Source organism: Tunturibacter gelidoferens (genome assembly GCF_040358255.1).
Classification (GTDB): Bacteria; Acidobacteriota; Terriglobia; order Terriglobales; family Acidobacteriaceae; genus Edaphobacter; species Edaphobacter gelidiferens.
Window position 1 is genome coordinate 1844781 of the sequence record NZ_CP132938.1, and the last position, 15898, is coordinate 1860678.

General features: G+C 56.3%; 12 protein-coding genes and 2 pseudogenes. 8 read left to right on the forward strand and 6 right to left on the reverse strand.

The window, feature by feature from the left end; all coding sequences use genetic code 11:
• Positions 1–41: 41 nt before the first annotated feature.
• On the reverse strand, positions 42–689 hold the full coding sequence (locus RBB81_RS08350; protein WP_246373608.1) for a thioredoxin family protein: 648 nt from the start codon (positions 687–689) through the stop codon (positions 42–44).
• A gap of 222 nt (positions 690–911) precedes the next feature.
• Between RBB81_RS08350 and RBB81_RS08355 the strand changes: the two genes are divergently transcribed.
• Positions 912–1388 carry an HNH endonuclease signature motif containing protein gene (locus RBB81_RS08355; protein WP_353073357.1) on the forward strand — a complete coding sequence of 159 codons (477 nt, stop codon included), beginning with the start codon at positions 912–914 and terminating at the stop codon, positions 1386–1388.
• Positions 1389–1394: 6 nt separating this feature from the next.
• Here the strand turns inward: RBB81_RS08355 and RBB81_RS08360 are convergent, their stop codons facing one another.
• Positions 1395–2909 carry a glycosyltransferase family 39 protein gene (locus RBB81_RS08360; RefSeq protein WP_353073358.1) on the reverse strand — a complete coding sequence of 505 codons (1515 nt, stop codon included), beginning with the start codon at positions 2907–2909 and terminating at the stop codon, positions 1395–1397.
• A gap of 554 nt (positions 2910–3463) precedes the next feature.
• On the opposite strand from RBB81_RS08360, the gene RBB81_RS08365 reads away from it, so the two are divergent.
• The 6 genes and pseudogenes from RBB81_RS08365 to RBB81_RS08390 form a co-directional block, all read left to right on the forward strand.
• Entirely contained in the window at positions 3464–6865 is a 3402-nt protein-coding gene (locus RBB81_RS08365; RefSeq protein ID WP_353073359.1) for a vitamin B12-dependent ribonucleotide reductase, read from the forward strand.
• Positions 6866–7085: 220 nt separating this feature from the next.
• On the forward strand, positions 7086–7601 hold the full coding sequence (locus tag RBB81_RS08370) for a hypothetical protein (RefSeq protein ID WP_353073360.1): 516 nt from the start codon (positions 7086–7088) through the stop codon (positions 7599–7601).
• Complete coding sequence (locus tag RBB81_RS08375) at positions 7601–8104, forward strand: hypothetical protein (RefSeq protein ID WP_353073361.1); 504 nt, start codon at positions 7601–7603, stop codon at positions 8102–8104. Before RBB81_RS08370 ends, RBB81_RS08375 begins: the two co-directional genes overlap by 1 nt.
• An 84-nt stretch (positions 8105–8188) precedes the next feature.
• On the forward strand, positions 8189–9514 hold the full coding sequence (locus tag RBB81_RS08380) for a type I restriction enzyme subunit R domain-containing protein (RefSeq protein WP_353073362.1): 1326 nt from the start codon (positions 8189–8191) through the stop codon (positions 9512–9514).
• Positions 9499–9696 (forward strand): hypothetical protein, encoded by a 198-nt coding sequence (locus RBB81_RS08385; RefSeq protein ID WP_353073363.1) that lies wholly within the window; start codon positions 9499–9501, stop codon positions 9694–9696. Before RBB81_RS08380 ends, RBB81_RS08385 begins: the two co-directional genes overlap by 16 nt.
• 44 nt (positions 9697–9740) lie before the next feature.
• Positions 9741–9923: pseudogene (locus RBB81_RS08390) on the forward strand (YgjP-like metallopeptidase domain-containing protein); the annotation flags it as partial.
• A 115-nt stretch (positions 9924–10038) separates the two neighbouring features.
• Here the strand turns inward: RBB81_RS08390 and RBB81_RS08395 are convergent.
• A pseudogene (locus tag RBB81_RS08395) lies at positions 10039–10418 on the reverse strand (transposase); the annotation flags it as partial.
• A gap of 358 nt (positions 10419–10776) precedes the next feature.
• Here RBB81_RS08395 and RBB81_RS08400 point away from each other — a divergent pair.
• Positions 10777–11145, forward strand: coding sequence for a hypothetical protein (locus tag RBB81_RS08400; protein ID WP_353073364.1), 369 nt, complete (start codon positions 10777–10779; stop codon positions 11143–11145).
• A 511-nt stretch (positions 11146–11656) separates the two neighbouring features.
• Here RBB81_RS08400 and RBB81_RS08405 read toward each other — a convergent pair.
• From RBB81_RS08405 to RBB81_RS08415, 3 genes are read right to left on the reverse strand one after another with little or no spacing between them, the layout of a single operon-like run.
• Entirely contained in the window at positions 11657–12604 is a 948-nt protein-coding gene (locus RBB81_RS08405; protein WP_353073365.1) for a PP2C family protein-serine/threonine phosphatase, read from the reverse strand.
• A gap of 31 nt (positions 12605–12635) precedes the next feature.
• The gene (locus RBB81_RS08410) at positions 12636–13358 is read right to left on the reverse strand and encodes a response regulator transcription factor (RefSeq protein ID WP_179581517.1); all 723 of its coding nucleotides are present in this window, start codon (positions 13356–13358) and stop codon (positions 12636–12638) included.
• Entirely contained in the window at positions 13355–15025 is a 1671-nt protein-coding gene (locus tag RBB81_RS08415; protein ID WP_257025355.1) for a sensor histidine kinase, read from the reverse strand. The genes RBB81_RS08410 and RBB81_RS08415 overlap by 4 nt, the downstream gene beginning before the upstream one ends.
• Positions 15026–15898 lie beyond the last annotated feature (873 nt).

Genomic DNA, 15898 nt, shown 5'->3' on the forward strand with positions numbered 1-15898 from the left:
ATCAGCAAATCGGTATCCCAAACGGTTACAAAAGCGCCGATCTATTCCTTCCACTTAATATTGCATCCAATCGAGAACCGTTGATTCGTATCCGGCCGCTTCCCCGCAATCACCGCATCCATCGCAGCTCGCAGGTCGTTTCCCGTCACGGGCAGGTCATTCCCCGAGTCCCCACGACGAGGTCGGCTATCATCCAGCTGCCCGCGATAGACCAGCGTCATTCCCGCATCGAACAAAAAGAAGTCCGGCGTGCAGGCTGCGTCATACGCCCGCGCCACCTCCTGCGTCTCGTCATACAGGTAAGGAAAGCGGAACCCAAGCCGCTCCGCCTGCTTCTTCATCTCCGCCGGCGCATCCTGCGGATAGGCCTCCACATCATTCGACGAGATCGCCGCAATCGCAATCCTGCGCTCGTAATCCCGCCCAATCCGCGCCAACTCCTCCTCCACGTGTTTCACAAACGGGCAGTGCACACAAAGAAACATTACCAGCAGCCCGTGGCATCCGGTGGTCGAGCAGTTTGCCGCGTCCGCCCGCGCATCCTCTGAAGCCGTCGCGAACACATCATCCCGACCCACAGCCTTCCCGCTCACTACATCCAACAACTCGAACGCCGGAGCCGTACTCCCCAGCGAGACCATCGTCGACTGTGTTCTGGACATCACACCCTCCACTACCTCAACGATCATAGCCAACTCTCGTTACATCCCGAACCGCGAGGCCAAATTACTTGAAGCCGAACCCGACTTGACGGTCCATCTCAGCTTCCCGTACGGCTTCTCCCCACTGGTCGGCCCTCGAGATCGATCACGGCCTAACCGGCATTCCATCGTGCCTTAGAGCATCCCGACCACCGAGAACCTGTCTCAGCAATTCCGCCCTTCGTTCCGTGGCCCTATCCTGAAAGCATCGTGATCATCCCACGCACTCTCCCCGGCGGTCGCACCACACGCCATGCTCTGCCGGTCGGCCCGAACAACCTGCCCCTCTGCCGCTGGTGCGAACTTGAAATCATCTCCAGACGCCGCCGCACCTTCTGCAGTGACTACTGTGTCCACCAGTGGCGTCTCCGCACCGACCCCGGCTACCTCCGCGACCAGGTCTTCGCCCGGGACCGTGGCATCTGCCACGTATGCGCCATCGACACCATCGCCGCTTATAACGCACTCAAGCGATCTCGAGGACCCGCCCGCGCCGCCGGACTACGACTCTACGGTATGAAGTCCATCACCGCCCGGCGCACCCTCTGGGACGCCGACCACATCCGTCCTGTAGCCGAGGGCGGCGGCCAGTGCGACCTCGACAACCTCCGCACCCTCTGCCTCCTCTGCCATCGCGAAGCCACCGCCCAGCTTCGTCAGCGCCTCCGCCTCATCCGAGCCTCTTAGCTCTTCTCACCCATAATTCTGATACTCCTTCCAGAACTCCGGCCACGACAATCGCGGCGGCCCGCACACGAAGATATCCGGATGCGACTGCCTCTCTTCGTTCTTAACGCCCTCCGAGTTCCCGTTATGTCCCGCCAGCCTGCACGACGTAAACGCCCTGTCCGCAGCCTCCCGCGAAAACCCAACCACGATCAGCGTTGAAGGGGGCACCGCAGGATATCCCCGCAGCCACGCCGCGTTCGTCAAACTGATCGGCATCGGCAGATTGAAGGCAGGACCAAGAATCTCCACGGCGCCCTGTTCTCCATAGTTGCCTGTCAACACGCCAACATTACTTCGCTGCTCGGCTGGCAGAGAGTCGCGAATCCCCGCGATCGTCCGCACCAACTCGTCCCACCCAAACTCCTCCCGCATGTCACCGTTGATCTTCAGCGCAAACTGCTTCAGTGGCCCGTCCGATGCCAAAGGCACAAGAATCGCGTAGGCCAGCACCCCCCATGCCATCACCCCGGTAAAGAACAATCCCTCCACCACGAGCCTCCGCGGCCTATTCATCGACGCTACCCACCGCTCACCCACTACCGCGCCCATCGCCAAAAGCATCGGATACGCCGCCGCCAAATAGTACCCACGCCCCTTCCCAAACAGAAACAGAACGAACGGCACGAGATACATCCATCCCAACATCCGATATCGCTTGTCTCGCAAAAAACAGATCGCGCCGGCAATCCACAACGGAGCGGCCGCTAGGTTTGCGCAAATCTTGAACTGGTCCCACACGAAGCCATTAGCTCGCCCCTGCCTGACATCCCGCACGTGGATATGCTGCAAAAAATGCACCGAGATAAACCCATGCCGCACCTGCCAGATAAAGTTAGGCGCAAAGATCAGCAGCGCAATCGCGACTCCACCCCAGAACCACCCACTCGCAAAGTAACGCCGAGCCGAACTCAGCAGCATTCCGCTCACGATCCCCGCAATAAAAAACACAATCGTGTACTTGGTCATCAACCCCAGGCCGACAAACGCGCCGATCGCGATCCACCACCGCGGGTTCTCCGTCTTCAGTAACCGAATGACGAAGTAAGCGATCAGAACCCACCACAGATAGTCGAATGAGGAGTACTGAAACTCCGTCCCCTCGAACACCGGCAGTCCCGAGGTCGCCACCGCCAGCGCGGCCGTTACTTGCGCCAGCCGTCCACCCCCCAACTCGCGAGCCATCAGCCCCGTCATCACAATCGCCACGGCTTGCGCGATCACCGAAAACAGCCGCAACCCCACCATCGATACCCCAAACAGCTGCAACCCCACCCGCTCGACGAATGGCGTAAACGGAGGATAAGCAACGAACCCCCAGTCCAGATGCCGTGCATCGCTCAGGAACTGGAACTCATCCCGGTGAAACCCGTACCGCCCATTCGTCATCAAGTGAACTAGCGCCACCACCAGCGCGATCCCCACCAGCACCAAATTATCTGCCCGCGTCACGGACTCCGAGCCGCTCCTTATCCGAACCAAGAGTCCCTCCGCCCTAGATCGTTGTGTCCCGACAAGCTACGCAACACATTACACGGGAGTTCACACCGGTTCCGTTTTTTCACACCGTTTACACCCAAATCTTTGCCGATGAGCCGTCCACTTTTCCTACATTTCCACGCCCATCCACACCGGTGTCCCTTGCTCTTAGCCCTGTTCGAGCCTACCCTCAAACCTGTCCCATTACAGAACGGTAAAGACGGCTATTCACGCGCACATTATGCAAAATCCACAGCAAAAACCCCAGTTTTCACCGTTTTGACACATTAACCCCGCATAAATAGGGGTATTCGCACAGCCAACACAACATGTTGTGCTTTATACTTGACACACCCCATAAGGGGCGTTACTTTCACGACTGCAGCCACGCAAAACACGGCCAAAGATCCTTACATTTCACGACCCAGAACGCCGCCGGCTCCTTCAGGCCGGATACATATCCAGCGCTCTACTCGTTAGTTTTACCTCCCGGCCGAACGCCTCCGGGAGGCATCGGCAGCCCAGATTTTTCATCAAATTAGAAGGAGTACTTCCCCATGGCGACCATCCCAAACCAGACCCACACTCAAGGCCAGAACGGCACCCAGACCGCACCCGGAGCAGCCAGCTTCAAGAATCAGCGCACCCCGGGCCTGACGTTTGATCGCCACTTCACCAAGCCGGGCGTCTCCCCCTACGACGAGATCGTCTGGGAGCTCCGCGACGCCATCATTCAGGACTTCAAGGGCAAGACCATCTTCGAGCAGAAGAGCGTCGAGGTTCCCGCCGACTGGTCCATGACCGCGACCAACATCGTCGCCAGCAAATACCTCCACGGCCTCAACGGCACCGACGAGCGCGAGTCCGGCGTCCGCGCCCTCATCACCCGCGTCGCCGAGTCCATCCGCGACTGGGGCATCGCAGGTGGCTACTTCGCCTCCCAGGCTGACGCCGACACCTTCTACGCCGAGCTCGCCCACCTCCTCCTCAACCAGAAGGTAGCCTTCAACTCCCCCGTCTGGTTCAACGTCGGTTGCGACCGCCTCGAGCCCAACTCCGACGCCCAGAACTGGCACTGGAACGCCACCACCAGCCAGGTCGAGTTTTCCGTCACCGGCTACACCAAGCCCCAGTGCTCCGCCTGCTTCATCAACTCCGTGCAGGACTCCCTCGACTCCATCCTCACCCTCGCCAAGACCGAGGGCATGCTCTTCAAGTGGGGCTCCGGCGCGGGATCAAACCTCTCCAGCATCCGCGGCTCCATGGAGACCCTCTCCGGTGGCGGAACCGCCTCCGGCCCGCTCTCCTTCATGCGCGGCTTCGACGCCTTCGCCGGCGTCATCAAGTCCGGCGGCAAGACTCGTCGCGCCGCCAAGATGGTCATCCTCAACGTCGACCATCCCGACATCGAAGACTTTATCCAGTGCAAAGTGAAGGAAGAGCAGAAGGCCTGGCACCTCATGCAGGCTGGCTACGACGGCAGCGGTCCCGACTCCGAAGCCTACAGCTCCATCTTCTTCCAGAACGCCAACAACTCCGTCCGCGTCAACGACGAGTTCATGCGCGCAGTCGAGTCCGACGGCACCTTCGTCACCCGCACCGTCAAGGAGCGCACTCCCGTCATGGAGTACAAGGCCCGCGACCTCATGCACAACCTCGCCGAAGCCACCTGGCAGTGCGGCGACCCCGGCATGCAGTTCGACACCACCATCAACAAGTGGCACACCAGCAAGAACACCGGCCGCATCAACGCCTCCAATCCCTGCTCGGAGTACATGTTCCTCGATGACTCCGCCTGCAACCTTGCCTCCTTCAATCTCCTCAAGTTCCTCACCCCTGGCGGCCAGTTCGACATCCCCAGCTACCGTCACGCCATCGAGATCGTCACCACCGCCATGGAGATCATCGTCGACTCCGCCGGCTACCCCACCGAGATGATCTCGAAGAACTCGCACGACTACCGCCCCCTCGGCCTCGGTTACGCGAACCTCGGTGCGCTCCTCATGGCCTTCGGTCTCCCCTACGACTCCGACGCCGGCCGCGACTTCGCCGCCACCCTCACCTCCATCCTCTGCGGCGACGCCTACTGGCAGTCCTCCCGCATCGCCGAAACCTGCCCCCCGCTCGGCGCAGCCACCCCGCTCACCCAGCAGGCTGAAATCGCTGGCGGAGCCTGCCCCGGCTTTTACGTCAACCGCGAGCCCTTCCTCGACGTAGTCCGCATGCACCGCGCCGAGGTCAACAACATCGGCAAGTCCAAACAGAGCAGCGAGCCCTTCTTCGTCCCCCAGCTCGACCAGCTCATCGAAGCCTCCCGCCACGCCTGGGACGGCGCACTCGCCCACGGCGAAAAGCACGGCTACCGCAACTCCCAGGTCACCGTCCTCGCCCCCACCGGCACCATCGGCTTCATGATGGACTGCGACACCACCGGCATCGAGCCTGACCTCGCCCTCGTCAAGTACAAGAAGCTCGTCGGCGGCGGCATGATCAAGATCGTCAACAACACCGTCCCCTCAGCCCTCATCAAGCTCGGCTACTCCGAGTCCGAGGTCAACGCCATCGTCAGCTACATCGACGCCACCGGCACCATCGAAGGCGCCCCCGCCATCAAGGCGGAACACCTGGCAGTGTTTGACTGCAGCTTCAAGCCCTCCAAGGGAACCCGCAGCATCTCCTACATGGGCCACATCAAGATGATGGGCGCCACCCAGCCCTTCCTCTCCGGAGCCATCTCCAAGACCGTCAACCTCCCCCAGGACTGCTCCGTCGACGACATCGCCGAAGCCTACATGGAGAGCTGGCGCCAGGGCCTCAAGGCCGTAGCCATCTACCGCGACAACTCCAAGGGAACCCAGCCCCTCAACGTCACCGCCCAAACCGACGCCGACAAGAAGGGAACCCGCGGCACCAACGCCATCGCCGCCGTAGCCCCGGCAGCCGCAGCCCAAACCGAGATCGACGAAGCCGTCGAAGCCGCCAAGGCCGCCACCCGCCAGCAGCTCACCGAGGCCATGGAGACCGCCACCGCCGCCCACGTCCGCATCCACAACCTCGAAACCCAGCTCAGGCAGATCGCCGAAGCCGCCCTCCAGAACTCTGACTCCGTCGACGCCCAGTCTCCTCCCCGCGCCGTCCGTCACCGTCTCCCTGCCGAGCGCGCCTCCGTCACCCACAAATTCGGCCTGGCGGGACACGAGGGCTACATCACCGTCGGGCTATACCCCAACGGCCAGCCCGGCGAGATCTTCATCCGCATGGCCAAGGAAGGCTCCACCGTCTCCGGACTCATGGACTCCTTCGCCACCGCCGTCTCCCTCGCCCTCCAGCACGGCGTTCCTCTCCGTGTCCTCTGCGAGAAGTTCGCCCACACTCGCTTCGAGCCCTCCGGCTGGACCGGCAACGAGCAGATCGGCTACGCCAAGTCGATCATGGACTACATCTTCCGCTGGATACAGATCCGCTTCCTCTCCGGGCACCAGTTCGACCTCTTCGCCGGCCTAAGCCCCCAAAATCAAGGCCAGTCCAGCATCCCCACCAGCATCCCCGTGGAAGGCACCGTCAACGCCCCCAACAACCGCATCGAGTCGTCGCTCCTCCCCAACCTCACAGCCTCATCTCCGGTCGCTGAGCCATCGTCACAGTCTTCTTTGTTGTCATCCCGCAGCGAAGCGGAGGGATCTGCTGTTGCTTTTAGCACCTACGACAGCCACGAGCACACCCACGCCACCACCCCACCCCAGCAGGGAATCGCCCCCGACCTCACCGCCCGCAGCGGACTCGAATCCTCCAACCCCATGTCCCTCGAAGACCGCGGCATCTACCACGCCTCCGACGCCATGAAGTCCATGTACGAGATGGGCGACTCACCCTCCTGCGCCACCTGCGGAGCCATCATGACCCGCAGCGGATCCTGCTACCGCTGCATGTCCTGCGGCAGCACCTCAGGCTGCAGCTAGGGTGTTTGAAGGTAAAAACACGAAAAGTGTGGGTTTACCCATAAGCCTGAAGTTTGGCCCCATAAAGCTAAAGTTTTGGTCCCCTAAGGCTAAAGTCGTGGTGGTGGGGGGGCACCACCGCGCTCGAAGATGAAAGCCCCGTGAAGACGGGGCTTTCATCTTTGGCCGCGGCAGTCTACCGTTATTCAGAACCAAGCATTGCAAAAAGAGGAGCTTCAAAGTGGCGAAATACGATCGCCTGCTTGAACTGGTTTTCGACCATTGCACAATCGAGCAGATTAAAGAAGCGCTTCGCCCGGCTATCGGGAACAAGAACGTAAAGTTAAGCGCCGATAGCAAGGAAGATCTTGTTTACAAGAATGTCAAGCAGGCCCTCGACAGCCATTCGCTCGATGTTGAACGTTTATATGAAGTGCTTCGTGAGGCGGAAGAAAATGGACCGCAACATATCTTCTATCTTCGATGTCCATCGAAAGACGTTACACAGTTATTGACCCCTGATTACGCACGCGCTGCTTTGTTAGGAAAGAACGCACCTCTCGAGCCAATACTCTCCCCAAAAAAAAATGGTCAGGTGATCTCGGAAGTTCGACCGTGGGGCAGAGTGAAGCCCTCCGATTGGGTGATGAAGATCTACGGTCACGAAACGCGCGAAGTGGCGACTGGTGAAATCATTCGTGAGAGCGCTACGCGCATTCTGCATGTTTTGCGCCGGAAGAATATAGATACGTCTTGATGGCTCGTTGGAACGCGCCGGATATTCTCGAAATCAGGGTTCCACGTGACTCCTCGATGCAACGCGAAGAAGCCTTTAGGCGCATCGTGGAAAGGGCCATTGGCGTAGCTGTTCCATTAGATCGATTTAGTCCGTGGAGCTTAAAAAACATCAATAAGAAGTTGTTCGATGAGAAAGAAAAACATGGACTCATCTATCGGTTAGGTGATGCGGAACTCGAGGATGAAGATCACAATAAAATCCGTTTTCAGTCGCACATTCCTGACGCTGATTTGTTCGGGGGTGCAGCTACCGAATCCGCCGCAAAGGGACTTCTCGAACATAACAGTACCTACAATCACCAACGCGTTATTTGGCTAAAACTACCTGTCTCAGGTCTGGACGTGGAAATAAGCACGCTAATCGGCGCCAGATCAGACAATGAAGTAGTCTTCTCCAGGCATCAAAACTCCAGAGGAATCGATTATGTTACTCGACAGCTTCGCGTTTTTAGCAAGAGCTGATTCCGGGTTCCGCGATACCTATCGGCAGCTTGAGGCCTTTACGAGCAAGCACGCCGACTGGAAGTGGATCGATCCGGTAAGGACATGGTGGCGCACTACCTGACCCACGTGTTCCCAAACGGCTTCAAGGCTCAAATCGTTGCCACCTCCCGAGAGGCTGCTGTCCGATATAAGAAGCATGTGGATACCGCGGTCACCGATATTGTGGCCGTCTTGGAGAAGGACAATCCCCTTAAGCTGGATGTCACACAGCTTAAGCGACTGAAGAGCGATGTAGTTATTTCAGGCAACCACAACGATGAACTGCATCTGAAGGCTTACTCAGATCGCTCGAAGCACGAGGCAACAATCAAGAGCTTCAAGCTCCCTTTTGGCGTTGAGGATCAGGATGTGAACGGCGACATGGGCATCGTGATTGTCAACAATATGCTGCTTACCGGCTTCGACGCACCGGTTGAGCAGGTGATGTATTTGGACAAGATTGTTGTTCAGCACGGTCTGCTTCAGGCTATCGCTCGCGTAAACCGAGTGAGCGGTGCCGCTAAAGACAGAGGGTTTGTTGTCGACTATGTCGGTATCGGTCATCACCTAAAGAAGGCGATCGATAGTTATGACGAGCGCGAACAGAACGAAGTGCTTGATGTACTCAGCTTCCCCGAGCAGGAGCTACGAGAACTCCAGGCGAGCCACGCCGCAATCGTGGACTTTCTTAATAAGCATGGCCTCACCGATTTGACCGACCACGACGCCTTCTTCGATTTGTTCTACGACGAAGACCTGCGCTTTGAATTCATGAGTCTGTTTAAGGAATTTACCAAGTGTTTGAATGTAGTCTTTCCGGCCAAAGAGGCTCTCGGTTTTATGGCCGCCTACGAGAGGCTAGCAGAGGTAAACGTCCTTGCTGGAAAGCATTTCCGCGATGGACGTCTCAGTATGAAGGGCATACCTCCGAAACTGCGGAAGATTACGGATGCCTTCCTTGTGTCCAGGGGCATTGAGTTGAAGGTTGAGCCAATTTCAATTCTTGACGAAGATTTTGAAAAGGATGTCAGTAGCAGGAAGAGGACTAAGACAAAGGCAGCGGAGATCGAACACGCGATCCGGCATCATCTTGATGTTGACCTTAATGATGATCCCGAATTACAAGCTTCATTCGCCGAAGCACTTAGAATCATTCTTCTAGAGTTCGATGATAATTGGAATGAGATATTTAAGGAACTTGAGAAGCTCCGTCAGCGGATCATCGGTGCTGGAAAAGAGCCGACTTTTGGACTGAACCGCAAGAAACAGATGCCCTTCTTCCGTATGTTGAGAAAGAAGTCTTTGGTGAAGCAGAGCTCGACGAAGATGAGATCTCGTCACTGGTGTCTCTCACGCAGCACATCTTTGGAGAAGTGGAGCGCGAGCTGAAGTTGATTGGATTCTGGGAGAGTATTCCTGCTCGCAACAAACTCAAGGCTCATATAAAGACGACATTGCTTCAGCCTGACTATTCGAAGCTGCCAAACGTCGTACAGAATCGGGAGCACATCGTCACCCGCGTCATTGAACTCGCGGAGAAGAACAACGACGCCATCCTCTACGCCACCTAATGGAACTCAAATACAAAATCGTCCGCTCCTCGAAGCGCCGGAAAATGACGATCACGGTCGAAAGAGACCGGTCGATCATTGTTCACGCTCCAGAGGGTGTGTCTGACGAAGTGGTGAATACCCTAGTGGATTCGAAGCGGCAATGGTTGTTCGCCAAACTTCATCATCCGCAGAAATATCAAGAGAAGCCATCCGCACCCGGTAAGGAAGTTGTCAACGAAGAGTCCGCGCCTTACCTCGGACGCGACTATAGAATTGAAATCACCGAAACGACCAGTGGGAGAATAGAGTTTTCCCGACGATTCGCCGTGCCAGCCGCATACCAGTCTCAAGGTCGAGGGGTTGCGTGCCACGTGGCTGGTTCACCAACCGGCACGCCCGCCGTTCACTCATGCCTTGTTCCTGAGCATGATCTACCGCACAACGCCGTCGTTCAGGGCTTAGAAGTTTCCCGAGGCGATGTCCTTCAACACCAATTTCTCTAGGCTCAACTCCGACACCAAACGCTTCAGCTTCGCGTTCTCCTGCTCCAGTTCCTTCAGCCGCCGCGCCTGGTCCACCTGCAAGCCACCGTACTCTTTCCGCCATCGATAGTACGTCTGCTCAGTGATCCCGTTTTCCCGGCACGCTACCGGAGTCGTCTTGCCGTTCGCTACCGCAACTTCGATTTGCCGCAGCAAACTCACGATCTGCTCAGGCGTATGCTTCTTTCCCTTCGCCATGTTCCGCTCCTTTTTGTACAGTCTCTCTCATGAGAACTGGTACAAAAAAGGCCGGGCACTCTAGGAGCACCATTGATTTTGCTCGACGAAATCGATGATGTAAAACTATTTTGTTTTGAGGTCGAGCGAACCAGGGGGTAGTGGGCTAGAACGGGTTCGCTCAAGACCCGAAAAGCTATGTTCACAGATCATCATCGTAGGACATTGTGAACGCGGCTCGATGCCTCACTGTCCCCCTATCTCAGTAATAAATCAAATTTTAGTGGGTGATCTTCTTGAGACACACATTTCGACCTGCCTTGCATTGAGGTAGCAGGTCGAAGGGAGCAGCGTAGGCGGAACCGATGAGGTATCCGCCATGAAAATCTTCACTGCTGTCATCTTTCTCTGGGTGTCCGCACTCAATGCGCAAAGGACCTCCATTAGAATTCTGCCGATAGAACTCGCAAACCGTCCTGCCTCTCTCTCGCACGCTATCTCTTTCTCCTGCACAACTGACTACGACCCATCACAATGTCTTACGAGCGCCGCGTTGCTGGCAAAGGTTCTCGAAAGATATCCAACTGAAAGAATGGGCCAGTGGACATTCGTGCTCGCAGGTTCAGCACGCTGGAGGCAGACGATAAAGGAATTGGGCGGGGACCCTGAATCGCCCGCGTTCAGCGAACTCAGCGCTCGCGTCACCGTGTTGGAAGAGGAACTCTTTGAAACCGTGGATTCTCGATAGGAAATGTTGGCTCGCAGATTTGGACTGCCACCGGGAAGTATCCTCGATTATGCGGTCACCCATGAGATGGGCCACGCAATATGCGGTGAACGCCAGGAGCACCTCGCAGATAAGTATGGATTGGATCTGAGACGAGGGATTACTCTGATGTGTGCAACTGATCGAAAGCGGTCTAATACTCCGTAGAACGATTAGCCGTGCGTCCGCGCATGGGATTGACAAATCGTCAACTCGCTCACCGAACAATCCAGACACAAGACTTTCTGGGTTCTGGGCGGATTACTGGCAACCCGCACCTTACCCGTCGTTGGCCGTTCGGGCGCGTAAAGGAAGGGTTGCCGACCAACCGCCCGGAACTCAGTGTAAAGGAATGACAGAACTTCTCACTAAGTGCACTCGCCGTGTTGTCGCCAATTGACACACATTTCCGGCTCAAGCACCGAACCTGGCAAGAGTTGGGATGCTGCAATCTGCTGAAAATAGGCGATCGAAAGTAGCGCGCTGAGATATCTCATAAGGTGTGGGTTGAGCAATACGAATCATCCGGCAAGTGCCGTCGGGGGCGGCATGTCGCGTCGCGTTGAATCACTGTCAAACTGACATCGTCGCAAAGCGGACTACCGTTCGCGAAGTCTTGTAAGGTGGCAAGGAGCATCATGAGCGTGGCTTGAGCGAACGGCGATTTGGCGCCTCGTAATGCCGCTACGATCCGATCCAGTCCGAATTCTTCGTCTGCAGTGTTACGGCATTCAAGTACACCATCGGAGTATGCGACAAGCGTGTCTCCGGGTTCGAGAATCAGTCTGCCCAACTCGAACTTCGCACCTTCGATAGCACCTAACAGCGGACCACCTCTCTCGAGCAGCTCAGTCCGTCCATCCGCGCGAAGCAATATCGGCGGAAAATGGCCGGCATTGCAGTAGGTCAGTTCTCCAAGATTGCAGTCAACCCGCGCGAGAAATGCCGTGGCGAACGGTGCAACCGGCCGCAGATAGCAGAGGTGGCGATTTATCTCCGAGGCGATCTTTGCGGGGTCAGAATGTGGACGGTCGTAACTTTGCAAAAGCCCCGCCAGATTGGTGAACCACATTCCAGCCGCAACGCCTTTACCGGCGATGTCTCCGTGCGCTACAAGAACCTTGGACCCGCTTTGCAAGAACGACGTGAAATCCCCGGCGAGAAAGCGCGCCGCGAAGACCTCGCTTGCGAACTGTAAACAGCTGCGGCGCAACTCGCGCGGGCCGCTTAGTTTGCGTTGGATCTGTGCGGCCTCGAACAGTTGTAAATGGAGATCAAGTTTCTCTCGCAGAAGCGAGTCCCTCTCGTCCGCTAGTGGCACACTCGATAGTAGTGGCGGCATCGACGCCACCATCGAGGATTGGGGCATGCTGTAACTTTGGTGCCCGCCGTTAGTCCGGAACTTGCCTTCACTTTTAGGTAGTACTCTACCGTCGTTCATAATCCATGCCTCTTAGGTTCTGATCGTTGCTTTAGCCGACGAACCGGTACCCTGTTCCATGCACCGTGAGAAAGTACTGTGGTTGTTCGGGATCGGGTTCAAGTTTTTGGCGCAGACGTACCAGGTGCGTATCCACCGTCCGGGTAGTTGGGAAATTCTCGTACCCCCAAACCTCTTCCAGAAGACGATCGCGACTGAGCGTTTCGCCCGAATGACAGATGAAGTACTTCAACAGCTCGAACTCTTTGGAGGAAACCTCGAGAGCCTTGCCTGACCTGAGCACTCGTTGACGCCGCAGATCGACTTCCACGTTACCGAACGAGTGTTGATCCTGATGTTTGGGAACCACAGCCGTGCGTCGCAGCACGGCCTTCACTCGCGCCAACAACTCGCGGATTGAGAACGGCTTGGTCACATAGTCGTCCGCGCCAAGTTCAAGGCCCACCACTTTGTCTAATTCCTGGCCGCGGGCAGTCAGCATGATGATCGGGATCGAACCACGTTGAGCGCGTAGCTGTTTGCATACTTCCAGTCCGCTCATGCGGGGCATCATGACATCCAGGACCACAAGGTCGGGAGACTCTTCTAGCGCTCTCCGAAGGCCTTCGATCCCATCGCCCGCTGTAATTACTTCATACCCTTCAAACTCGAAGTTGTCTCGAAGTCCAGCCACCATATTGGGCTCGTCCTCCACGACAAGAATTCTCGCTGGCTTCGGTGCTTCTGTTACTTTCGTTTTCTCTTTCTGTCTCATGCCGGCATCCCTTTCGCCTGCTGGACCTCTGAAGTCTGCACTGGCAGAGTAATAGTGAACTTGCTGCCTCGACCGGGTTCGCTCTCAACTGCAACTTCACCGCCATGTGCCTGCACGATATGGCGTACCAGAGACAGCCCCAGTCCGCTTCCCTTGGTGTTGTGCATCATTGGATCGCCCACTCGATAGAACTTCTCAAAGATTTTGGGCTGCTCCTTCGCGGGAATGCCGATTCCATGGTCGACAACCTCAAGGTTGACGTCGCCATTGTGCCGGTAGAGGTTTACCCCAAGGTATTTCTCCGTCGCCGAGTACTTCACTGCATTGTTCACCAGATTCAGCAGCGAACGCGCAATCGCCTCGCGATCCACACTCACTTGCGGTAGATCGTTATCGATCTTCTGTTCGAACTGGAAACCGTTTTGTTCGATTTCAAAACGATATGACTCCAGCGTGCCCCTCACCAGATCGGCCACATCCGTTTCGCGGAAGTCGTACTCTTTCTTGCCAGACTCGATACGCGAGAAGTCCAGAATATTGTTGATCAGCGAAGTTAACCGCTCACTTTCTTTGCGAATGATCTCGTAATATTCCTGACGCTTTTCGGGGTTGGAGATGCGGCCCAGTTCGAGCGTCTCTGCGTAAAGGCGGATGAGCGCCAGAGGAGTTCGCAGCTCGTGCGAGACGTTCGAGACAAAATCAGACTTCAACTTCGCAAGTGCAAGTTCGCGCGAGACATTTCGATAGGCGAGCAGCATTCCTCCGCCCATCAGCAGGGAAAGCGCTCCGAGAATAAGAAAGGCCGTCCGAATAAAGTGGCTGCTGATGTTAGCAATCGTGGTCCCGCGCAGCTTAATTCCCAAAATCAGTCCGGGGAACACACCGTCAAAACCGCGCTCCACTTCAGGCGAACCTCCATCCCAACAGAGCGACGAAGCCATCGGCTCGCGGTCCTTCGCGGTCCGCACCATCATCACAGGTTGATGGGATGTATCGTTTTCGTTTTGATTTGGCAGCACTTCGTTGAGAGCTTGCGGAAAAAACTTGTTACTTAGATAGTCGGTATCGTAGACAAACCCTGCCAGAGCGGGATGCTCCGTAGTCGAACCGCGAGGCATGAATACCACCAGAGACTGATACTGCATCTTGTCGCCCCTGGCTAACCAATTGCTGGTGAGATAGACGTGTCGTCCTTCTGTCGCCTCGATCTTCTTTAGCTTGCCGATCCAGTCGTTGGACTCCATATCAAACCAATGCCCAACCATGGATGAGAGCTTCTTGCCGTCTTCAACAAACTCAGGATCACTCATTCGATCGGGCTGAGATCGAATCTCAAGGTGGCCTTTCCCGGACCACAGAAATGCATGCGCAATGTCTCTGTGTGACACCAGGAAAGCCTCGAGTTCGTCGTCATGGTTCGCAGCGGGAAATTTTGCTCTTGCTTCTTCCGTGATCTCGTAAGCGCGCGCGTCAATCCGCTTTTCAGCGATAGCTAAGACCTGTTGATACTCCCGTTGAAAGACAGCCTCGATCGATTTTTCACGCTGGATGGTCCTCAGGTGCCACACACCGACCGCGATGAGCGCGGCCGCGGGCAACATAACTCCCAGCATGAACACCAACATGCGGGGGCGATCGGACCATCGGCGAACTTGGAACTTCACCATATCTACTCTTTCGGAGAGGCGCCCGTGCGCTCTGAGAAACGCCCCATCTCCATCGGATTGAAGAATAAGCAAGAAAACTCGGCGATGTCACAAGCGCGCAACAAATTGCAAAAAGTTGTGAACTCACAGGACCATCAAAAAAAGAGCCCAAGAGCAAGATGTTCTAAACCTAAGCCCTTGATTAGACGCTGCTCGTAGTCGTCATGGTTCCCTGGAGCGAGTCGCCAACCGGAAGTGCCGGCTCCAGTTCCTGCTGGGACATGTCTCGGTTCAGACAACTGACCGATACCTCAGCTGCAAGCAGCGGATTCGATCGGCGGTCAGTGATCGGATCGGAATCTAACCAAATCCCGACCAATCGAGAACTTCGATCGTGAACTGATTTGCCGTCCTCACTTCATGAGAAGAACGATCAAGGTGGCGGCGGTCGCCAAATGAAGCAGGATATGCGCAGTGTTTGGGACCATTCCATTGCGCGCGGCAAGAAGAAATGCGTTTTGCCGAACATGATTTGATAGCGAGCAGCTCGCTCCGGCTCAGGTCGGAAAAGATAAGGTACCCGAGTCGCCGCCCCGTGGGCACATCAATATTGGGGTGGGAATGATTTGCTGGGTCAACAGTACAAGCAAGTATTGGGATGGAATGATGATGCCTGGGCTGTCTACTTTTTATATGGCGCCTAAGCCGCAGTGGAAAGGAAACTTGCCGCCCGCGCCCGACTTTTTCATGCACCAGACGGAGGAAAATGGCCCTCGGTTAGACGCATACGCATTTGGTTCGAAAATGAAAGTGGCTCTGGATCGTTTAAGTAGCTAATAATCAGATGTTTACTGAGTATGTCCAGGATGACATGAGTCTTTTTTGGGGTTCGCA

Coding starts and splice junctions, on each gene's coding strand:
- RBB81_RS08375 (WP_353073361.1), top strand. CDS start 7,601: ATGGCTCGTTGGAACGCGCCGGATATTCTCGAAATCAGGGTTCCACGT.
- RBB81_RS08405 (WP_353073365.1), bottom strand. CDS start 12,604: ATGAACGACGGTAGAGTACTACCTAAAAGTGAAGGCAAGTTCCGGACT.
- RBB81_RS08350 (WP_246373608.1), bottom strand. CDS start 689: ATGATCGTTGAGGTAGTGGAGGGTGTGATGTCCAGAACACAGTCGACG.
- RBB81_RS08410 (WP_179581517.1), bottom strand. CDS start 13,358: ATGAGACAGAAAGAGAAAACGAAAGTAACAGAAGCACCGAAGCCAGCG.
- RBB81_RS08400 (WP_353073364.1), top strand. CDS start 10,777: ATGAAAATCTTCACTGCTGTCATCTTTCTCTGGGTGTCCGCACTCAAT.
- RBB81_RS08415 (WP_257025355.1), bottom strand. CDS start 15,025: ATGGTGAAGTTCCAAGTTCGCCGATGGTCCGATCGCCCCCGCATGTTG.
- RBB81_RS08365 (WP_353073359.1), top strand. CDS start 3,464: ATGGCGACCATCCCAAACCAGACCCACACTCAAGGCCAGAACGGCACC.
- RBB81_RS08380 (WP_353073362.1), top strand. CDS start 8,189: ATGGTGGCGCACTACCTGACCCACGTGTTCCCAAACGGCTTCAAGGCT.